Genomic DNA, 18825 nt, shown 5'->3' with positions numbered 1-18825 from the left:
CATCGCCGGCAAGCCGGCTCCCACATGGACCGCGCAGGGCAGTTGCTCTCGCAGGCCTGGTGCTGTCACTGTGGGAGCTGGCTTGCCGGCGATAGGGCCGGTGCAGGCCCCATCATTCCGGCTTCGGTCATTCGGCCGCCAGGCGCCCCTTGTTCTGCCGCTCTGCCTTGTACTGCATGGCCACCGCCGGCGCCGGCTTGGCAGCACCGGTTTCCAGCCACTGACGCATGCGGCTGGCATCGGCGAAGTGGGTGTACTTGCCAAAGGCGTCGAGGATCACCATGGCCACCGGGCGGTTGTCCATGCGGGTCAGCAGCACCAGGCAGTGCCCGGCTTCATTGGTGAAGCCGGTCTTGGTCAGCTTGATGTCCCAGTTGCTCTTGTTCACCAGGTGGTCGGTGTTGCGGAAGCCCAGGGTGTAGTTGGGCTTGCGGAAGGCCACGGTCTTCTCGCGGGTGGTCGACAGCTCGCTCAGCATCGGGTACTTGCGCGACGCCATCAGCAGCTTGGCCAGGTCACGGGCCGTGGACACGTTCTGCGTCGACAGGCCCGTTGGCTCGACGTAGCGGGTGTGCGCCATGCCCAGGCTGCGGGCCTTGGCGTTCATCGCCTTGATGAACGCCGGGTAGCCGCCAGGGTAATGGTTGGCGAGGGTGTTGGCCGCACGGTTTTCCGATGACATCAGGGTAATCAGCAAGGTTTCGCGGCGGTCGAGCTGGCTGCCTAGGCGCACACGCGAATACACGCCTTTCATTTCCGGGTTGTTGGCAATGGTCATGGTGAGCATCTCATCCATGGGCTGCTTGGCATCCAGCACTACCATCGCCGTCATCAGTTTGGTCACCGAGGCAATCGGCACCACGCGGTCGGCATGGCTCGAATACAGCTCCTGGTTGGTGTTCAGGTCGATCAGCAGGGCGCTGCCCGAGGCGAGGTGCAGCTTGGATGGGTCACGTTGAACCTGGGCCGGGGGTTGTGCAGCAGCGGTCGACGGAAGGGTCGCAGTACCTGTGAGCAACAGCAGCAGGCTGAGGATGGACAGGGATGTTTTCACGTTGAGGCTCACTAAAAGTTGGTATGTCGTTGGCTGTGCAAGGGTTTTCCCCCAAAAAACCGCTGCATTCTGGAGTATGGCTGATTTGCTGTCGAATGCCTTATGACTAAAGGGCGCAACGTGAACGAAATTTAATCCTGTACCAATTCTGTACCAGTTACGTTCGCTTCCAGCTTCGCCAGTTCGGCCCAGTCGTTGGCGGAATTCAGCCATTTTGCATAGGTCATCATTCGTTTGAGATTGTAAGCAAGCACATGAAGGCTCACCTCGGTGCGTACGTTGGGCAGGGTTTTGGCCAAAAAGTGGGTACTTCCGATCCAGCATTTGGGCGTGCCAAAAGCATGTTCCACAGTCTGTCGGCGCAGCTTCATCTTGCCTTGGGGCAGGTTCCAAGCGGAACGGTACTGCTTAAACTATTGCTTTATGTCGCCAGCGATTTAGCCGCGCTCCTTACCATTCGTGCACTGCTTGAGTAGTGCACGAATGGCAGCCTGAGAATCAGTAGCAGTGCGGTAGCATGCCGTCGTCAACTGAAGAGTGCGCGGATGATGAGAAATTTCTATTCGTTGAGTGGCAGAGATTTTTGCGAGAGGAGGGCGGTCTCTGAAAGCTCAGGGGGGACACTCATTGGGGGCGGAACACGGTGGAACAGCACCCCAATGCAAGCGCTTCCAGGATCAAGTGAATGCTTCAAGGATCAAGCGTTGTTACCGTAAAAGTGGCTGAGGAAGCTACGAGTGGCATCACACTTGGGGTTGTCGATGACGATCGAGGGTGGCCCAGCTTCCACCACAACGCCATCTCTCATGAAAACGACTTTGTCTGCCACTTCCCGGGCAAAGGCAATTTCATGGGTGACGAGAATCATGGTCATGCCCTCGCTGGCGAGGGATTTCATGACGCCCAGTACTTCGCCCACCAGTTCAGGGTCCAGCGCGGACGTGGCTTCGTCGAACAGCATAACTGTCGGCTCCATGGCGAGCGCCCGGGCGATCGCAACCCGTTGCTTCTGGCCGCCCGACAGCATGTCCGGGTAATAATCCGCGCGGTCGGCCAGGCCGACTTTGCCCAGCAGTTTCAAGGCCAGGGCCTCGGCTTGCGCCTTGGGCATCTTCTTGACGGTCACGGGCCCTTCCATGACGTTCTGCAGAACGCTCATGTGCGGGAATAGGTTGAACTGCTGAAAGACCATGCCGGTATTGGCACGGAACTGTGCAAGCGCTTTGTCCTTGGGCAACTTCGAGTGTTTGCCGTTGGTAAAGGTCATGGTGTTGTCGTTGATCTGGATCGAGCCGCCATCCGGTACGGTGAGCAGGTTCAGGCAGCGAAGCAGGGTGGACTTCCCGGAGCCGGATGGCCCCAGGAGCGCGACGACTTCCGCCTTGTTGACCTCCAGGGACACATCCTTGAGCACCGACAGCTGGCCAAAGGATTTCTTCAGGTTATTGATGCTGATGATCGGCGAAGTCATGTTCAAGCTCCTGCAGTGCGGGTCAAGCGGGTTTCAAGGCGCTTGGACAGCATGGTGGCCGGAAGAAGGATGATGAAGTAGATGACGGCGATCGCAGAGTAGATCTCAAGCGGGCGGTAAGAGTCGTGGGCAATGATCTGCCCCTGATACAGCAGGTCGGGCAGCGCCAGAACCGACAGCAACGAGGTGTTCTTCAGTTGCATGATCGACTGGTTGACCAATGGCGGTACCATCCGTTTGAGTGCCTGCGGCAGCACCACCCGCCGCATGACCTGACCACGCCGCATGCCCAGGGCCTTGGCCGCCTCGGTCTGCCCGTCATCCACCGAGATGATGCCACCGCGGAAAATCTCGGAGTAGAACGCGCCACCGTAGAGCGACAGGCACAAGATGGCGGCCGTCGTGGCCGAGATCTGGATGCCGGTCAGTACCGGCAGTGCATAGTAGAACCACACCAGCTGAACCAGCACCGGCGTGCAGCGGAAGACTTCCACGTAAGCCCGGAACGGGGCGCACACCCAGAGGCTGTTGGATAGGCGTGGTAGAGCGGTCAATACACCGATCAGCATGCCCAGGACAACGCAGATCAGGGTGAAGAGCAGGGTGTAGCCGATCCCTGTCAGCAACAGCGAGCTGTAGGTGGAGAGGAAGGTGAAATCCCAGATATACGAAGGCATGACGATTACTCGAACTTGACCGAAGCGGGGAAGGACTCAGGCGCGACACCTGCCAGTTTCTGCATGTTGGCAAGCACCACCTGCCTGACGTCGCCGCTTTTCTGTTCTTTTGCCAGCCAGCGGTTCACCACGTCGGTGAATCCGGTATCGGTTTCCTTCTGCATGCCGATGGTGACGGGGGCCGCCAACACGGGTTCTGGCACCTGGATGGTGCCGATGTCAGGGACTTTTTTCAGCAGTGGTTGTGCCAGCAGCACCACCAGTACCTGGCAGTCCACCCGCCCGGACTGCAGCGCCATGGTGGCCGCACTGGTGCTCTCCAGTCGCGAGATGCTGGCCTTGGGCAGCATGCTGGTCACGAAGTTGTCCATGGACGAGCCGACATCGACGGAAATCTTGGCGTCGGGCGCATTGAACTGCTCCCAGGTTTTCTCCGGGTAACCTTTCTTGCACACCATGGTGTAGGTGTTCTGGAAGATAGGGTTCGAGAAGTTGACCATTTCCCGGCGCGCGGGGGTTGCGGCCATGCCGAACATGACGTCGATCTTGTTGGCCTGCAGGTCCAGTACGGCATTGCCCCAGGTGGTTTCGACGTACTGGACCTTCACGCCCATCTCGTCAGCGAGGTTCTTGGCGAAATCCGGCCCGAAGCCTGACCACTCGCCCGTGACCAGGTTCTTGTTGAAGTAGGGGATGGCGCCATTGACCGTGCCGACTCTCAAGGTCTTGGTCCGCTCCACGCGGGCCAGAGACGTTTCGGTTTCGGCAAAGGCCGGACTGGCGCTGCCAAACAGGATCAAGGCGGCGCCCAGCATCGCACTGAAAGATTGGAATTGAAGCTTCATTTGCTGACCCTCGGTTGTTTGGATGATTTATTTTCGAGGCAGTTACAGGGTTATCGCACCCTCTGTTGTTGTGACTTCGCTCCCTGCGAACGTTTCGTTTTCTCTGGGTGCCCGTTGATGACAAACGTTGTTTCCGGTGGCGCATGCGCCTGCACGGGGCGCTCAATAGAATCGTTCGACAGCGTAATCGTCGCAGCCTGCACTGTCAGCCTTGCCCATCATCAGCGCCACCAGCAACTGCGCGGTTTTCGGCGCCGATGCAAGGCCAATGTGGCCGTGGCCGAATGCGTAGAAAATATGCGCTGACGCGCGGGACCTGGAGATCACCGGGAGCCCATCGGCTACCGAGGGGCGCCTGCCCATCCAACGTGTCATCCGCGCCGGGTCGAACACCGTGTCCTGGATGGCGGAATAAGTCGTGGCCGCGTGCTGCAACAGGATGTCGCTGCGTCGCCAGTCGGGCGCCGCCGCCTCATCGGCCAGCTCGACCTGGCCGGAAAAGCGCAGCCCGGCATTGGTCGAGGTGTTGGCCATGCGGCCGTCACTGGGCATGACCGGTATCGGTAGCTCGAAACCGGGATCCTTGATCACGATGTTGTAGCCGCGCTCACTGCGCATTGGTATGTCATCGCCGAGCATTTTGCACAACTCGCCCGAGCCGATACCGCAGGCAATCACAATGTTGTCTGCCGACAGCGTACCGCCAGCGACTGTCAGCTGCCCCTTGGCGTCGATATGGCTCACGCTGCCACTGATGAAGTCGGCACCCAGGCTGATGGCGTGTTCGACCAGGCCGCGCACGTAGTCGCCAGGGTTCAGGCAGTGTGCGCCATCCTCGACCCATGCGCCAAAGCGATATTTCCCTGCCAGTTGCGGCACTTTTTCCTGGATCCTCTGCTGGTCCCATTCCTGCCAGCGCACGCCGTTGATACGGCGTAGCCGCCAGGCCAGGCTCTCGGCGTCGAATGCCGCTTTGTCCGGGTACACATACAGCAGGCCGTTGCGGCATATCAGGTGATCAAGCCCCGCTTCGCGGGCCAGCGCCGCATGCCGGTCGGGCGCGTCGCGCAGCAGCCGGTTGAGCGATCTGGCGGTCTGCTCCACCTTGGACAGGGTCGAGCCGGCGCGGGTAAAGCGCCACAGCCAGGGGGCCAGGCCGGGCAAGGATGACAGCCTGATGGTCAGTGGGCCGCTTTTGTCCATCAGGTAGCCTGGTACTTTTTTCCATAGCCCAGGTGTGGACATCGGCACGATGGAGGCAGGGCTCAGCCAGGCGCCGTTGCCATGGCTGGCGGCCTGTTCTGCACCGGGTGTACCGGCATCGATGAGGGTGACTCGGGCTCCGCTTTTAAGAAGCTCGATCGCTGTACAGGCACCGACGATGCCGGCGCCCAAGACCATAACGTTCATATCAGATTCCAGATGGGCAAGGTACAGGGCGCGTTCAGCGTGCGTTATGCAACTGCATGTCGGGCATCACGCTGGCCAGCGCGGAGAAAATGTCGTACACCGGCAGGCCGAAGCGTTTTTCCACCGCTTTACGATAAGGTGGCAAGTTGGTGCATTCGAATACGATGGCCTTGCTCGATGGGTAGGTGTCGAGCACAGTGGCGACACTGTTCAGTACATCGTCCTCGGCCAATTGCGTATTCAATGCTGGGCGATCATTCTTGATGACGGGGTATAACTCTTGCCCCCCTTCAATGCCTTGAATAACGACATTGTTTGACCAGAATCGGCCGAAATGCTGTTTGGATAATATACGCCCATCATAAGTGATCACGGGCAGGGTTGTATGCCGGCCATATTGTTTGGCCAATGTCGGAATCAAGTTGAGTGCGGAGGACACAAACGGCACGGCAATAGCCTGTTCCAGCTCCTCATGAATTGCGCAGGCGAAGCCGCAGGAGGTGGTGATCACATTGCATCCCCGCTCGATGAGTCTTTGTGCCCCCTCGATGAAGCATTGAACGACGTGCGGGGCGATGGTCTCGCGGCTGACCACCGTGCCGGGCGTGGCAGATGGGACCGTCAGGAATTCAACCGGAACGGTGAACGAGTCCGGGTGCCCGATATCGCCTAGGGGCCGCGGAAAACGGGTATTCAGCATGAGTACGCCGAGTTTGTATGCTGGCTTCGACACACACGACTCCTTGAATGATTCGCCGGACGGGCTGGGCGCGGTCCGAGCAACGCTTTTCAGCATCTTGGCGAACGCTGTGGGGCAGGGCAAGCGAGTATAAGTTGCTTGGTCATTACTTTTAGTCAGGGCGTCGCCGGCATGAGGAAAAGTCAGCGACGCACAACTTTTATCCGCTTGTTTGCCAACTTTTATTGCTGCGTAATGTTTTCGTCATTCACTTGCCTATGTCTCGGTATTCTCCCCGAGGCATGCCCGTATTTAGCGAGGACCCTCTTTCATGACGGAAAAAAGTGCCCCGAATGCAACCATGAGTGGCGGCGATGCGTTGGTGCGCATGTTGCAACTGCAAGGGGTTAAACACATATTTGGCGTTACCGGCGATACCAGCCTGCCGTTTTATGATGCCCTCTATCGGTTGGATCATGGTATTACCCATGTGCTGGCCAGGGATGAGCGCTGTGCCAGTTACATGGCGTATGTTTATGCCAAGTTGACCGGCAAAGTAGGTGTTTGTGAAGGGCCCAGTGGTGCCGGCGCGACCTATATGCTGCCAGGGATTGCCGAGGCCAACGGTTCATCCGTGTGTGTGCTGGGTATCAACTCGGACATCCCGGTGGCCGGGCGTGACAAGTTCGTGCTGACCGAGCTGGACATGAAGGCGTTGTTCAAGCCGGTTACCAAGTGGAACGCGGTGATCGAAACCCCGGCACGACTGCCCAAGGTATTGCGCACGGCCTTTCTGGAAATGACCAGTGGCGCGCCGGGCGCCGCACACATCGCCGTGCCTTACGATGTGATGAAGGGTGAGCTGGACGCGCGCGAGGTCTATGCCTATGCCCAGTTCAACCACTTCCCGGCCGTGCGCCCCGGCGCAGACCCGCAGACTGTGCGCGACACCGTCGAGGCCCTGCGCAGTGCCCGGCGCCCCGTGTTCGTCTGCGGTGGCGGCGTTGTCCTGGCTGATGCCTGTGAGGTGCTGGAGAAGGTCAGTGCCCACTTGGGAGTTGCCATTGCCACCTCGATCAGTGGCCAGGGGGCCGTATCGGACCGCAACCCCTATGCTGTCGGCGTGGCCGGCACCAATGGCTCGACCCCTGAGGCCCGCGCTTTCATGGCCGGCTGTGACCTGGTGGTGTTCATCGGCACCCGCGCAGGTTCGGTGGTTACGGAGAAGTGGTGCAATCCGCAAATCGGCGAAAAAGTCATTGGCCACATCGACATCGACGCCCATGTCATAGGCAGCAACTACGAAACCCGCTTCCCGCTGATGGGCGATGCCCGCACCATCCTTGGCCAGTTGCTGGAAGAGGCCTTGCGAGGCGATCAGGTTCAGCGCGATGACCTGCTCGATGCCGTGGCAACGGTGAAGGCTGCGCGCAAGGCCGCCTTGGAGCGAGCGATTCGCTCCGCAACCGACAAGGTCGAGCCGGAAATCGTGGTTCGGGCGTTGAAGGCCACATTGCCGGACGACGCCGTGCTGGTGATCGACCCTGGCACGCCCACCCCATTCCTGTCGGCCTACCTGGATACCGAAGTGGCAGGGAACAACATTGTCTACAACCGCTTCCACGGTGGCCTGGGCTTCTCCTTGCCGGGCGTAGTCGGGGCCTACTTCGCGCGCCCTGGGCAGAAATGCGTGGCCATCATGGGCGATGGCAGTTTCGGCTTCTCGTCCAGCGAGCTGGAAACCATCAGCCGCCTGGGCATCCCGGTCACCCTCATCGTCCTTAGTAACAGCAACTACGGCTGGATCAAGGCTGGTCAGTTCGCCAGCTACGGTGAGCGCTACTTCTCCGTGGATTTCAGCCCCTCCAACAGCGCGCGCATTGCCGAGGCCCACGGCATTCGGGCCTGGAGCGTTGGCGAGGACGATGACGTTCAAGCCGCGATCGAACAAGCCCTGCACTTCAATGGCCCGAGCCTGGTGGAGGTCCGCGTCAGGGAACTCCACGAAACACAGGCCCCAGTCAGTGCCTGGATGGGCTGAGCCTGTTATCCGGCGGGCCTGGCGCAGACCAGGCCCGGCCGACCTTGAGTCAAAACCAACAATAACCAGGCATTCCTTCACACATCTGCCAACCCACAGGTCGGGAACCCGAATGAAAACTACTTATGCAGTCACCGTGCTGGCGCTGCTTCCCTGGCTGGCCCAGGCCGAGCCATCTGCACAATCACAGGCCAAGGGCTTCGTCGAAGATTCGACCCTCGACGCCCTCTACCGCAACTTCTACTTCCATCGCAACTTCGTCAACCGGCCTGCCGGCACGCAGAACTATGCAGAGGAGTGGGCCCATGCGTTGATACTGAACTACCGCTCCGGCTACACCACCGGCACCGTCGGTTTTGGGGTCGACTTGCAGGAGTATCTGGCGCAAAACCTCGATGGTGGCCCGGGACGGGTTGGTTCCGGGTTGATGCCGGTGGGCAGCGACGGGCATCCGCAGGCGTTCCAGCAGCGTTTCAACCCGGTGGTCAAGATGCGAATTTCCAACACGGTGCTGAAATACGGCAGCCAGCAACCTGACAACCCGGTCTTCAACTATTCGGACAGCCGTTTGCTGCCCCAGAGCTACACCGGCTTTTCTTTGCAGAGCAACGAAGTCAAGCAGGTGTTGCTGGACGCAGGCTATTTTACCAGCGGCAGTTCACGGGTGGACCAGGACCATGACAGCGCAATCGGTCTGACCTTCACTAACAGCAACGCCAGCATCGATGCCCGCTCGGCGCGCTATGCCGGCATCGTTTACAAACCGATGAATGAGCTTTCGTTGCTTGCATACGGATCCGAGCTCGAAGACATCTGGCACCAGTACTATGTGGGGGCCACCTACGCCACGCCAATCGGTAACGGCCTGGCCTGGGACACCACGTTCAACCTGTACCGAACCCTGAGCAGTGGTGCCGAAAAAGCCGGGTCAATTTCCAACACCACCTGGAGCCTGGCCAGCGGGCTTAAATTTGGTGCTCACCGCATTGGTCTGGCGTTCCAGCAAGTACAGGGTGACGAGGCGTTCGACCACCAGGGCACCCCTGGCCAATATGGCCGCCTGTGGTTGGCGAACTCGGTGCAGTATTCGGACTTCAACGGGCCCAACGAAAAGTCGGCACAACTGCGCTATGACTATGACTTTGCGGCACAGGGTATTCCGGGCTTGAGCCTGATGGCGCGTTACGTGCGGGGCTGGGATATCGATGGCACCAAGGCCAATAGCTTCTACGCCAACCGCTATGGCGATGATGTGAAGCATTGGGAGCGCGACATCGACCTGAAGTATGTGGTGCAGAGCGGCACTGCCAAGGGGCTGTCGATGCAAGTGCGTTATGCCACCGCCCGTGGTTCGAGTGCCAATGCACTGAGCGACCTGAACGAGCTGCGCGTGATTACCTCGTATCCGCTGAAGATTTTCTGAGTGCAGCCAGCGAAGGGTGCCTGGCACCCTTCGTTCATTACGCCTCGCGCATCAAGGCCTGCATGAAGGACGTATCCTTGCGCGCCTGCTGGATCAGCCAGTCGCGAAAGTCCAGTGCGTGCTTCTTGTGCTGCTTGCGCTCGGGGCTGACAACCCAGTACGAATCGCTTGAACGTGCTGGTGCCCCGAATGGCAAGTGCAACTCACCTTGCTCCAGTTCCTTTCGCACGTAGTGTATGGGCACCACCGCCAGGCCCAACCCGGCAACTGCTGCACTGATTAGCATTTCACTTTGCGAGAATCTGGCGCCCTGGATCTGGCCGGTATGTGCAACCCCCGAGGCCCTGAGCCACTGCAACCAAAGGCTAGGCCTGCTGGAATTTTGCAGGGTAGGGATACTGCAGAAGTCCAGATGGTCCAGCTTTTCGTGCAAGGGGATCAGCCGGGGAGCCGCCACGACCACCAATTCTTCGGCAAACAGTTCAAGGGCACGGGCACCGGCCCAGGCGCCGGCACCTCGGGCAATGGCGATGTCGATAGCACTGGTCTGGAAGTCAATTTCATCAGAGATGGGGAAGACGTCAATTGGCACCCCAGGAGCCAAGTGAAAAAAGCCTTCAAGGCGGGGTATCAGCCAACGAGACAGAAACGTTGGATTGCCCCCGACCATCAGTGAGAGGTCAGCCTTGCGCCCCCGAACGAGGTCGATGGTCACTTCCTCCAACTGGTTGAGCATCTGGTCGACATCGCGCAAGTATGTCCTGCCTGCGTCGGTCAAGATTAGGCGGGATCCGGCGCGTTGGAAAAGCTCGACACCCAATTGTCGTTCGAGGTTGGAAATTTGCCGGCTGACACCGCTTTGGGTGATTTGCAGGTCTTCGGCTGCACGGGTGAAACTCAGGTGGCGTGCTGCTGCTTCAAATGCTTGCAGGGCAGACAGGGAAGGTAGAAAACGGCGCATGAATGGCACCTTTACAGCTCAGTTGTCGTGGACAGGCGTACTTGAGTAGAGAGGATACCCATAACTTGCCAAATTAAGTACGGTCTTTCATGCAAAGTTGTTACCAAGGTGCAGGAAGGTGGGGGGCCTCGATCGCCTGTTAGCCTTGGGCGCAACGTGAACGAAATTTAATCCGGTACCTGTCCTGTACCCATCATCACTCTGCCGAAGACAGCAGAACAACCTCGAAGGTCGTCCCTTCCTCTTCAGTCGACTCCACCTCAATTCTGCCACCGTGGTTCGCCACGATCTCCGATGCGATGAACAGGCCAAGGCCAAGCCCCGCTGCTGAGCCTCGCTCTCCGGATGAATAGCTCGAGTATCTCCCTTCCGGCTTGAAGATGTAGGGCATCACGTCGGGTGGAATAGGTTCTCCGGAATTCTGAATGCTGACCCGTGGAACACCATCCACCTTGGCCAGCGTGACCTTGATCGGGGCCGTTGCATCGCCATGGCGCAGGGCATTGCCTATCAGGTTGGAGAAAACCTGAGAGATGCGGTCAGGGTCGAATTGGCCCGTGATGTGCGCCTGCTCATCCAGGATGATCCGCGCGTGCGGGAACGCCGTGCGCAGTTCGTCAATGACAGCCTTGCAGATTGGATTCAAATCCATTTTCCGCAAATCCACTGGAATACCAGTCCCCAGATTGCAGCGGGCCAGATCCAGCAGATCGTTGATCATGACATTTGCCCGATGTGCACTGGCACAAACCTGGGTCGCAAGTAACTTTCCCTTTTCATCCAGACCGGCCTGCCGCTGGATCATCCCGCCAGCCATGAGTATCGCGCCCAAGGGCGAACGCAAATCATGACCGAGCACGGCTAGCACCATTTTCCGGGTCGCCTCGACTGCCGTTCCGTAGGCAGCGATCGACTCTGCGAGCGCCTGGTCAATCGCTTCATTGAACCGGATCATGTCCTGAACATGATGCGCGTCTGCGAACGACTCCTGGGTAAGCCAGAGTGACAGAACGCTTGCGCGCAATGCCCGGTATTCGGACACCATCTGGTCCATCGAGAACCCAGCTATCAAGCGAGCAACCGCGTGGGTCTGCGCTGCGGTTTCGCTTGAACTCCTGGGGCCTCTGCCTTGTGCCTTCTCGGACTGTTGTTGCCTGCTCTGAGGCGTTCTCATGTCTGTGGCCACGGTGCGGAGCATCTTTTCGGCATGATCGCGCAAGCCGGAGGAGTCCTGCTTCGGCAGCTCTGTTTCAACCGAGCGGGCGTAGTTTTCCCAAGCCTGGAGAATGGGTTCCATACTGCTATCAATGAAATCGAACAGTCTCATGGGGCCTAACCCTGTCTGGAAAAAAGAGACCCGAACAGCTTAGTTCATCCGGGAATCAGGAAGTTTGGGCGGCAGCCATTCGAGCTGAACGCTAAATGCAGGGCGATCCCGATGCAACCTGTGCTTGGATGCAGGGGCATCGGGATGTCTCGCCGGGTGCCTGGGTTCAGGTATGGATCAGCGAGAGGTCGCTGATGATGCAGATCGAGCCGTCATCGGCGGGCGTCGTGTCGGAGTAGTCCACCTGGTTGTACACCCCGCCGTGGAACTCGAATAACTGCGAAGCCCAGGTGCTGTCGAACTGCAGATCGCCGGACGATCCGGTCATCCCGTTGTACCTGGCGGTAACGTTGATCACGCCCGCCGAGGTAGCGTGGATGCTCACCTCGAACTTCGCCCCCAGCGGTACCCCCTTGAGCACCGTCGAATTCACAGGATCCGCCTGGTTGTAGGTCCGCCGAAACCCCAGGGTGATGTCGCCCTTTTTCCAGAACACCTTCACGGGCGGGCTGTCGTCCCCGTAGACGTGCATCTGCGCGATGACCACCTTCTGCGCCCAGTTGACCTTTGTCAGTGTCATTTCCTGGCGATTCCAGTGATCCAAGGCGCCGCCCAGGCTCCAGTATTCCGGCTCCGACCACTCGCAGCGGGTCCTGCGGGTGCTTTTGCTCGAAGCGCCTTTGGTGGGGGCAGACAACTGGACCGAACCATCGCTGAGCACTGTCACGTAGTTCGGGTACAGGGCAATCGCTTCGCTGCCGGTGAGTTCGACCGCTACGGTGCTGATCGACGATTCGGCTACCGGAACGGCGATGGTGAGGTTGCTGATATCTACGCTCATGGGGGAACTCCTGAATGGAAATGTCGGTTGGTGCCGCAGCAGCACGGTGGCGGCTGCTGGAGTGAAAATTAGCCTTGCGCTAAATCACCGTCAATAGCTTATGGCTAAAATTATTTCGCCGGGCGACAAATTACCTGTTGGCGAAAATTTTCCGCAGCGGGGCTTTACGCTTGATTTGGCGGTGAGATAAGCTTCCCTTGAATACTGTACGAATATACAGCTGTCAGGATAAGAATATGTCTAAGCACATGAAGTCGACGCCCCATCAGCGCCAGGAAATGACCGGAATGGAGCGGCTGAGCTTGCGCGTGTCAGCGATGATCAACCACCCGCTCGCGCAGACGCAGCGCTGGGTGACGGTGCATCGCCTGGATACCGACGGTGATGCCGAGTGGGAGGAGGTGATGGGCCTGCTGGCCGAGACGCCCGAGTTGGAACTGACCTTCAACGACGACGAGAGCGTGACGGTGCGCTGGGAGCGCAGCAGCGTGGAGGAGCGCGACGACTTTATCGTCGAGCAGGACAGCGAGCAGCAGGCCGAGGAGGCGGCACCTTTCTGAATGTCAGAAAGAGCCTGCGGGGTAACGTAATACTGTTCACTCGAGTCTGATGTGGCATCGATGGGGCTGCCTTGCAGCCCTTCGCGGGCAAGCCCGCTCCCACAGAACTGCACATAACTCATTGAATTAGCAGGGGTTCTGTGGGAGCGGCTTTAGCCGCGAACACCGGCGAAGCCGGTGCCATGCACCGCGTTGGATTCTTCGCGGCTAAAGCCGCTCCCACAGGGTACGCGTACCGCTTGGCTGTGGGAGCGGGCTTGCCCGCGAAGGGACAGCATTACGCCGGGGTGGTGGGCTTCGCTTTACACAAGGTGCGCATTCCACACCAGCAGCACCCTGGCCTGGATGTAGGTCTCTTCCCGGCGAATCATGCGGTCCTTGTGCCGCGAGTTGTCGGAAATCATCTCGAAGTGGTCTTCGTCCGCAATCTGCAATCGCTTGATATAGATGTGGTCGCCCCAGGAGAAGAAGTAGATTCCGTCACCGACGAACTCGCGAATACTGACGTCCACGATCAGCGGGTCGCGGTGCTTGATGGTCGGCTCCATCGACTGGCCCCAACCGGTCACCATCTTCAGGTGGTGGTGCTCGCTGAACTCCACGCCCAGCTCGCGCAGGTGGCTTGGGCTGACGCGAACATCCTTGAACATCTCGGGGTAGTCGTGGGGGATCTGCCCGCCACCCATGGCTGCGCGGACGTCGTAGTGGGCAATCCACACTTCGTCGCCCACCAGGCCTGGCCGAGCAGGTTCAGCGGCCACCAGTGTCGAATCTGCCGGCTCCTCGGCGGCTGCCAGCAGCCTTTGCCGGGTTTCTTCGGGGATGCCTCTGCCGCTTCTGGCAAGCATCTGCTTGACCAGGTCGGCTGCGGAAAGCTTGCTGTCGCCAGCCTCGGCCGGCGACTGCGCCTGGTCGCCCGCTGCCATCGCGTCGAACCACCCCCGCGGCAAGCCTTCGATGCCCTCGATCCTGCGGGCCACGTCATCGCCCAGGTTCTTCGCTGTCTTGTCCGAAAGGATCTGGCTCAGGTGCGCGGGCGCCATCCCCCAGCGCTCCGCGCAGGATCCCTTTCTCTGGCTGCCGATCAGCTTGACCAGGTTGTGCTTGCGAATTTCGTAGATGTCCATGGGGCGAAGCATGCCAGTGTTTAGCTTGCTGCTAAATATGCTCATAGCTAAATTTCCTTGTCATGAGATTAGCTGTAGGCTAAATTGATCATGCAAGCAAGGAAAGCCACCGAGAAGCTGTTCTCCAAGGCTTACGACATCACCATTGGTAATGAGGTTTTCATGGATCCGACTGACCTCGGCCCAGGCACCATCACCTGGCTGGGCGGAACAGGCACCGTGTTGCTGGGCGCATTCCTCTGGCTGCGCAAGTGGCTGTCCAGGGATGCGGCTGACCGTGCCATGGACAACGCTGATATTGGCGTGGTCCGGCGCCTGAACGAGTTGCTCGATATCGAGCGTGATGCCCGAAGGGAAGCGCAGGCCAGGGCCGATCAGTTTGCAAAGGAACGCAATGAACTGGTGATCACTGTAGGGCGCCTGGAAGGCAAGATCGAAGCGCTGACCAGTCGAGGTGGCCATCCACCCCGGCAGGTCACCGTCCAGGGCGAGGGCGTCGCCCGCCTGCGCGGGAAGCAGGGTGAGTGAGGCGGCCCGCAAGACAAATTCTGTTCACGCCCATGCGTATGGGCTTCTTCTGCATGGAGACAACATGGCTCGGTTGGATTCTGCCGCTGTCGGCGGCGCGAACGTGCTCGCATTCCTGGACATGCTGGCCTGGTCCGAGGGTACCTCGACCATCGCTGCCAGCGACGATGGCTACAACGTCCTGGTCGGCGGCCAACTGTTCAACGACTACAGCGGGCACCCGAAGCAGAGGGTGTGGTTGCCCAGCTACGGCATCTACAGTTCTGCGGCTGGGCGGTACCAGATTCTGGCCGGTACCTGGGATGCCATCGTGAGCACCTATGGCTTCAATGGCCGCTTTACCCCTGAGGCCCAGGACCTCGCGGCAATCAAGTTGCTGAGCGAACGCGGTGCCTTGGCGCTGATCAAGGCTGGCCGCATTGCCCAGGCGATCGCCAAGGCCGCGCCTATCTGGGCCAGCTTGCCTGGCGCGGGCTACGGTCAGCGTGAGCACCAGTTGGCCGCGTTGTTGGCAATGTTCATTGCCTGCGGCGGGGAGGTGCAGGCGTAACGCCCAGGCAAAAAAAGACCCGCCAGGTAGGCGGGCCAGAAGGGCGTAGGGAGCAACGCACAACAAATACGGGTCAGGCGACCAAGGTGCCTGGTTGCAACTGTTCGACCAAGGCCTGGGCCGAGGCGCGGGTCGGCATCGGGCCGCTTACGGCTTCGCCGTTGCGCACCAGGTACCAGCATGCGAGCAGGCCCTGCTCACGCAGCGAAGCGGGGACGGCACTGCCGACGACGGACATGATCTGGATAGTGGCCATGTGGACCTCCTGTAAAACATGGCCCTACCTTACGCAGCAGCCGATGCGGTTTGAAATTAACTTCCTCGATAGTGGTCATTGGTTCCATCAACATTTACCAGCGCGGCGGGCCGTAATACACCGGTGGCGGGCCGTAGTAGGTGCGGTAGCCCGGGGGCGGTGGTGCTGGCACGTAGTACGGCTGGTAGTACACCGGCGGTGGCGGTGGTTGCACGTACACGGGTGGCGGCCCGTAGTAGACCGGCTGGCGCTCGACGTACACGGTACGGTCACGCCCGCCATAAACCGTCGCCCCGACCACGGCGCCAACCACGGCCGCACCCAGCAGCGGGCCGGGGCCATACCAACCGCCATGGCCATGGCCGCCGTGGGCGACAGCGGGTGCGCTGATGGCCAGGGCACCGACCAGCAGGGCGACTCCGGGAATGTGACGGTTCATGAAGAAACCCTCGCAAGGACACCCCAAGTGTGGGGTCCTATTACTATGACTCCACTCTTCGTCAGCTGAGCACGGGGGAACGGTAAAGGTTGTGTAAGGGACGACCAGCGGTTACCTCTGTTACGCTGAACAAACGTTTCAGTTATGACAAAGGAGCAGGTTATGTCGGCAACTCCAAGCAGAGACACCGTGCTGTGCATCTCCCTGGCCGGCCGCCCCGGCACCTTCGGTGTACGGTTCCACAACCACCTTTACCAGCAGCTGGGCCTGGACTTCTACTACAAGGCCATGCGCACCGATGACCTGCCGGCGGCGGTGGCGGGCATTCGCGCTTTGGGTATCCGCGGTTGCGGGGTATCGATGCCGTACAAGGAAGCCTGCATGGCCCTGGTCGACGAGATCGACCCATCGGCTGCGGCCATCGAGTCGGTCAATACCCTGGTCAATACCAATGGCCACCTGAAGGCCTACAACACCGATTACCTGGCCGTGCGCCAATTGCTGGCGCAGCACAAGGTCGACCCGTCCACGGCGTTTGCCCTGCGCGGCAGTGGCGGCATGGCCAAGGCGGTAGCCAGTGCCTTGCGCGATGCCGGGTTCGCCGAAGGCATCATCGTTGCGCGCAACGAGCAGGCGGGGCGGCAGCTGGCGGATGTGTGTGGTTATCGCTGGGTGCCGGAGCTGGGCGACCTGTGCCCACCCATGCTGGTGAACGTGACACCGATCGGCATGGCGGGCGGGCCCGAGGCCGAGGAGCTGGCGTTTTCCGAGAACGCCATCGCCGCGGCGGCGCGGGTGTTCGATGTTGTGGCGATGCCGGAGAGCACTCCGTTGATCCGCCGAGCGCGGGCGTTGGATAAGCCGGTGATCACCGGGCTGGAGGTGATTGCGCTGCAGGCGCTGGAGCAGTTCGTGCTTTACACCGGGGTGCGACCCACCCTGGCGCAGGTGGAGGCGGCGGTGGCGTACGCCCGGGATATCTGATTATTCCTGTGCCGGCCCTTTCGCAAGCTTGCCCGCTCCCACAGGAATAGCGCACGCATGTAGCAACGGCGCTACCCCTGTGGGAGCGGGTTTACCCGCGAAGAGGCCGGCACAAGCATTGACAAGGTCAGAACACCTTGTGCCCTTCATCCAGCTGCTGGTCGACCAGCGCCCGGCCATGGGCCAGCGACACATGCTGTGCGTTCTCGAGGTCGGAGAAGAACTTCATCGGCATCGACATGCGCCTGCTGGTGTGCCCTTCGGGGTCGGTAATCAGGCACCCGGCGGCGTAGGGCAGGGGGGAATCGGGGTGGGGCATCACGCTGGCGGTGATGGTGTGCTTGCGATATTCACAGTGAAGAGATTGCATCGTCCTTACCTCGCTGTGGCATGTGAAGCAGTTACCTTCATATACCACAGCAAAGGGCCGGGAGTTCCCGGCCCGACGAGCGAGCAGCGATGAGTGCTCAGCCTTTGAGTTCGGTCGGCTGGATGACTTCGACCCAGTAACCGTCCGGGTCCTTGATGAAGGCCAGGTGGTTCATGCGCCCGTCCTGCAGGCGTTTCTGGAACGGTACACCCAGTGCCTCGAAGCGTGCGCAGGCTTCGCGTACGTCCGGTACCGAGACGCAGATGTGGCCAAAGCCGCGCGGTTCGGTGTTGCCGTTGTGGTAGGCGAACTCGGCATCGTTTTCGGTGCCGTGGTTGTGGGTCAGTTCCAGCACGCCCGGAATAGACTTCATCCACTGGTGGCGTTCGTTGTCATCGGCCGGGATCTGCGCCGGGTCGACCAAGGCCAGGAAGTACAGGCTGAAGGCAGCTTCGGGGAAGTCGCGCTTGTCTACCAGGCGGAAACCCAGCACGCGGGTGTAGAAGTCCAGGGACTTTTCGATGTCCTTTACCCGCAGCATGGTGTGGTTGAAAACGAACTGGGCGGTGGCGGCATCCGGTTGGGCGGTGACGCCAGGCAGGGTTTGCAGATCGTGCAGGCTCATGGGAACTCCTGAGACGGGGCCGGGCGCAGGGCACCGGCAAAACAGACAGGCTGGCCATGATACGGCAGTGTGCCAATTGCGCAAATGAAAGCGCCCTGCACAAGGCAGGGCGCTGGAATTAGAGGCCCGCATGTGCGGGCGCGTGATGGGGTCGCTAGTCCTTTAGCTGTCTCGATACTGAGCCAGCCCTTGTGAAAAAAGTGTGAAGTGCGTGTGGACGTTTCATCAGCGTACCCAGCTTTCTACCGTGGCGGCGCCGTATTGCTCTTTCCAGGCCTTGAGCCCACGGTGGTTGCCGCCTTTGGTCTCGATTCGCTCGCCGGTATGCGGGTTGGTGTAAACCTTCACCACGCGCGCGCGGCGCTGTTGCTTGGGTGCTGCACTGGAAACCCGGGCCACTGCCTTCGGGTCGAGGATGGCGATGATATCGCGCAGGCTCTTGTCGTAGCTTTTCATCAGGCCGACTAGTTTCTGCTCGAATTCGATTTCGCGTTTGAGGCCGGCATCCTTTTTCAACGCTTCCAGTTGCGCCATCTGTTCCTGGAGCGCTTTTTCGGCAGCACGAAACTCTGCAAGTCTGGACACTGTAATCACTCCTGTACGTCGGTCGTGGCAGGGCGTGACGAACATTGAAGAAGAATAAAAACGCCGGCCACG

21 protein-coding genes and 1 pseudogene are annotated in these 18825 nt (G+C 59.9%); 6 read left to right on the top strand and 16 right to left on the bottom strand.

The annotated features are described in order from the left end of the window. Positions 1 to 127: 127 nt before the first annotated feature. The 7 genes and pseudogenes from pbpG to M1D87_RS16560 all read right to left on the bottom strand — a co-directional run bounded on the left by pbpG (position 128) and on the right by M1D87_RS16560 (position 6190). Entirely contained in the window at positions 128 to 1054 is a 927-nt protein-coding gene (gene pbpG / locus M1D87_RS16590) for a D-alanyl-D-alanine endopeptidase (RefSeq protein WP_023662495.1), read from the bottom strand. Between the two features lie 131 nt (positions 1055 to 1185). Further along, a pseudogene (locus M1D87_RS16585) lies at positions 1186 to 1419 on the bottom strand (hypothetical protein); the annotation flags it as partial. A 332-nt stretch (positions 1420 to 1751) separates the two neighbouring features. Continuing rightward, positions 1752 to 2525, bottom strand: coding sequence for an amino acid ABC transporter ATP-binding protein (locus M1D87_RS16580; RefSeq protein ID WP_123084523.1), 774 nt, complete (start codon positions 2523 to 2525; stop codon positions 1752 to 1754). Between the two features lie 2 nt (positions 2526 to 2527). After that, on the bottom strand, positions 2528 to 3202 hold the full coding sequence (locus tag M1D87_RS16575; protein ID WP_123084524.1) for an amino acid ABC transporter permease: 675 nt from the start codon (positions 3200 to 3202) through the stop codon (positions 2528 to 2530). Positions 3203 to 3207: 5 nt separating this feature from the next. Next, a complete protein-coding gene (locus tag M1D87_RS16570; RefSeq protein ID WP_221177153.1) occupies positions 3208 to 4047 on the bottom strand; it encodes a transporter substrate-binding domain-containing protein in 840 nt (279 codons plus the stop codon). A 162-nt stretch (positions 4048 to 4209) separates the two neighbouring features. Continuing rightward, positions 4210 to 5457 (bottom strand): NAD(P)/FAD-dependent oxidoreductase, encoded by a 1248-nt coding sequence (locus tag M1D87_RS16565; RefSeq protein ID WP_123084526.1) that lies wholly within the window; start codon positions 5455 to 5457, stop codon positions 4210 to 4212. 34 nt (positions 5458 to 5491) lie between these two features. Further along, positions 5492 to 6190, bottom strand: coding sequence for an aspartate/glutamate racemase family protein (locus M1D87_RS16560; RefSeq protein WP_061305787.1), 699 nt, complete (start codon positions 6188 to 6190; stop codon positions 5492 to 5494). A gap of 277 nt (positions 6191 to 6467) precedes the next feature. On the opposite strand from M1D87_RS16560, the gene M1D87_RS16555 reads away from it, so the two are divergent. After that, positions 6468 to 8177, top strand: coding sequence for a thiamine pyrophosphate-binding protein (locus M1D87_RS16555; protein ID WP_221177154.1), 1710 nt, complete (start codon positions 6468 to 6470; stop codon positions 8175 to 8177). Between the two features lie 112 nt (positions 8178 to 8289). Continuing rightward, on the top strand, positions 8290 to 9600 hold the full coding sequence (locus M1D87_RS16550; RefSeq protein ID WP_183596601.1) for an OprD family porin: 1311 nt from the start codon (positions 8290 to 8292) through the stop codon (positions 9598 to 9600). 37 nt (positions 9601 to 9637) lie between these two features. Here the strand turns inward: M1D87_RS16550 and M1D87_RS16545 are convergent, their stop codons facing one another. The 3 genes from M1D87_RS16545 to M1D87_RS16535 form a co-directional block, all read right to left on the bottom strand. Then, positions 9638 to 10561, bottom strand: a complete 924-nt coding sequence (locus M1D87_RS16545) for a LysR substrate-binding domain-containing protein (protein ID WP_123084528.1) — start codon at positions 10559 to 10561, stop codon at positions 9638 to 9640. Between the two features lie 196 nt (positions 10562 to 10757). Further along, a complete protein-coding gene (locus M1D87_RS16540) occupies positions 10758 to 11888 on the bottom strand; it encodes a sensor histidine kinase (protein WP_061305516.1) in 1131 nt (376 codons plus the stop codon). A gap of 166 nt (positions 11889 to 12054) precedes the next feature. Continuing rightward, entirely contained in the window at positions 12055 to 12729 is a 675-nt protein-coding gene (locus M1D87_RS16535) for a polysaccharide lyase family 7 protein (protein ID WP_123084529.1), read from the bottom strand. Positions 12730 to 12965: 236 nt separating this feature from the next. Here M1D87_RS16535 and M1D87_RS16530 point away from each other — a divergent pair, with 236 nt between their 5' ends. Next, positions 12966 to 13289, top strand: coding sequence for a DUF1654 domain-containing protein (locus M1D87_RS16530; protein WP_061551720.1), 324 nt, complete (start codon positions 12966 to 12968; stop codon positions 13287 to 13289). Between the two features lie 302 nt (positions 13290 to 13591). Here the strand turns inward: M1D87_RS16530 and M1D87_RS16525 are convergent, their stop codons facing one another. Further along, a complete protein-coding gene (locus tag M1D87_RS16525) occupies positions 13592 to 14416 on the bottom strand; it encodes a S24 family peptidase (protein WP_123084543.1) in 825 nt (274 codons plus the stop codon). A 162-nt stretch (positions 14417 to 14578) separates the two neighbouring features. Here M1D87_RS16525 and M1D87_RS16520 point away from each other — a divergent pair, with 162 nt between their 5' ends. Both M1D87_RS16520 and M1D87_RS16515 read left to right on the top strand, forming a co-directional pair. Continuing rightward, the gene (locus tag M1D87_RS16520; protein ID WP_013973123.1) at positions 14579 to 14944 is read left to right on the top strand and encodes a hypothetical protein; all 366 of its coding nucleotides are present in this window, start codon (positions 14579 to 14581) and stop codon (positions 14942 to 14944) included. 64 nt (positions 14945 to 15008) lie between these two features. Beyond that, positions 15009 to 15494 carry a glycoside hydrolase family 24 protein gene (locus tag M1D87_RS16515; protein ID WP_123084530.1) on the top strand — a complete coding sequence of 162 codons (486 nt, stop codon included), beginning with the start codon at positions 15009 to 15011 and terminating at the stop codon, positions 15492 to 15494. A 73-nt stretch (positions 15495 to 15567) separates the two neighbouring features. Here the strand turns inward: M1D87_RS16515 and M1D87_RS16510 are convergent, their stop codons facing one another. Both M1D87_RS16510 and M1D87_RS16505 read right to left on the bottom strand, forming a co-directional pair. Then, a complete protein-coding gene (locus M1D87_RS16510; protein ID WP_014590513.1) occupies positions 15568 to 15750 on the bottom strand; it encodes a hypothetical protein in 183 nt (60 codons plus the stop codon). Between the two features lie 94 nt (positions 15751 to 15844). After that, complete coding sequence (locus M1D87_RS16505) at positions 15845 to 16189, bottom strand: hypothetical protein (RefSeq protein ID WP_039613931.1); 345 nt, start codon at positions 16187 to 16189, stop codon at positions 15845 to 15847. Between the two features lie 162 nt (positions 16190 to 16351). On the opposite strand from M1D87_RS16505, the gene M1D87_RS16500 reads away from it, so the two are divergent. Next, entirely contained in the window at positions 16352 to 17173 is an 822-nt protein-coding gene (locus tag M1D87_RS16500) for a shikimate 5-dehydrogenase (protein ID WP_061304033.1), read from the top strand. A 127-nt stretch (positions 17174 to 17300) separates the two neighbouring features. On the opposite strand, the gene M1D87_RS16495 is transcribed toward M1D87_RS16500, so the two are convergent. From M1D87_RS16495 to M1D87_RS16485, 3 genes are all read right to left on the bottom strand, one after another. Continuing rightward, positions 17301 to 17543 (bottom strand): hypothetical protein, encoded by a 243-nt coding sequence (locus M1D87_RS16495; protein ID WP_023660829.1) that lies wholly within the window; start codon positions 17541 to 17543, stop codon positions 17301 to 17303. 97 nt (positions 17544 to 17640) lie between these two features. Next, complete coding sequence (gene gloA / locus M1D87_RS16490; protein ID WP_123084531.1) at positions 17641 to 18168, bottom strand: lactoylglutathione lyase; 528 nt, start codon at positions 18166 to 18168, stop codon at positions 17641 to 17643. 225 nt (positions 18169 to 18393) lie between these two features. Then, positions 18394 to 18753 (bottom strand): histone-like nucleoid-structuring protein, MvaT/MvaU family, encoded by a 360-nt coding sequence (locus tag M1D87_RS16485; protein ID WP_015270810.1) that lies wholly within the window; start codon positions 18751 to 18753, stop codon positions 18394 to 18396. Positions 18754 to 18825 lie beyond the last annotated feature (72 nt).

It is taken from the genome of Pseudomonas sp. SA233, from assembly GCF_054792385.1.
This window is presented reverse-complemented; position numbering and strand designations above follow the sequence as displayed.

Bases quoted from the DNA above. Each gene is read 5' to 3' on its own strand.
- M1D87_RS16540 (WP_061305516.1), bottom strand. From the start codon at position 11,888: ATGAGACTGTTCGATTTCATTGATAGCAGTATGGAACCCATTCTCCAG.
- M1D87_RS16545 (WP_123084528.1), bottom strand. From the start codon at position 10,561: ATGCGCCGTTTTCTACCTTCCCTGTCTGCCCTGCAAGCATTTGAAGCA.
- M1D87_RS16530 (WP_061551720.1), top strand. From the start codon at position 12,966: ATGTCTAAGCACATGAAGTCGACGCCCCATCAGCGCCAGGAAATGACC.
- M1D87_RS16535 (WP_123084529.1), bottom strand. From the start codon at position 12,729: ATGAGCGTAGATATCAGCAACCTCACCATCGCCGTTCCGGTAGCCGAA.
- M1D87_RS16505 (WP_039613931.1), bottom strand. From the start codon at position 16,189: ATGAACCGTCACATTCCCGGAGTCGCCCTGCTGGTCGGTGCCCTGGCC.
- M1D87_RS16495 (WP_023660829.1), bottom strand. From the start codon at position 17,543: ATGCAATCTCTTCACTGTGAATATCGCAAGCACACCATCACCGCCAGC.
- M1D87_RS16520 (WP_013973123.1), top strand. From the start codon at position 14,579: ATGGATCCGACTGACCTCGGCCCAGGCACCATCACCTGGCTGGGCGGA.
- M1D87_RS16565 (WP_123084526.1), bottom strand. From the start codon at position 5,457: ATGAACGTTATGGTCTTGGGCGCCGGCATCGTCGGTGCCTGTACAGCG.
- M1D87_RS16555 (WP_221177154.1), top strand. From the start codon at position 6,468: ATGACGGAAAAAAGTGCCCCGAATGCAACCATGAGTGGCGGCGATGCG.
- M1D87_RS16500 (WP_061304033.1), top strand. From the start codon at position 16,352: ATGTCGGCAACTCCAAGCAGAGACACCGTGCTGTGCATCTCCCTGGCC.
- M1D87_RS16570 (WP_221177153.1), bottom strand. From the start codon at position 4,047: ATGAAGCTTCAATTCCAATCTTTCAGTGCGATGCTGGGCGCCGCCTTG.
- M1D87_RS16550 (WP_183596601.1), top strand. From the start codon at position 8,290: ATGAAAACTACTTATGCAGTCACCGTGCTGGCGCTGCTTCCCTGGCTG.
- gloA (WP_123084531.1), bottom strand. From the start codon at position 18,168: ATGAGCCTGCACGATCTGCAAACCCTGCCTGGCGTCACCGCCCAACCG.
- M1D87_RS16575 (WP_123084524.1), bottom strand. From the start codon at position 3,202: ATGCCTTCGTATATCTGGGATTTCACCTTCCTCTCCACCTACAGCTCG.
- M1D87_RS16515 (WP_123084530.1), top strand. From the start codon at position 15,009: ATGGCTCGGTTGGATTCTGCCGCTGTCGGCGGCGCGAACGTGCTCGCA.
- M1D87_RS16580 (WP_123084523.1), bottom strand. From the start codon at position 2,525: ATGACTTCGCCGATCATCAGCATCAATAACCTGAAGAAATCCTTTGGC.
- M1D87_RS16525 (WP_123084543.1), bottom strand. From the start codon at position 14,416: ATGGACATCTACGAAATTCGCAAGCACAACCTGGTCAAGCTGATCGGC.
- M1D87_RS16510 (WP_014590513.1), bottom strand. From the start codon at position 15,750: ATGGCCACTATCCAGATCATGTCCGTCGTCGGCAGTGCCGTCCCCGCT.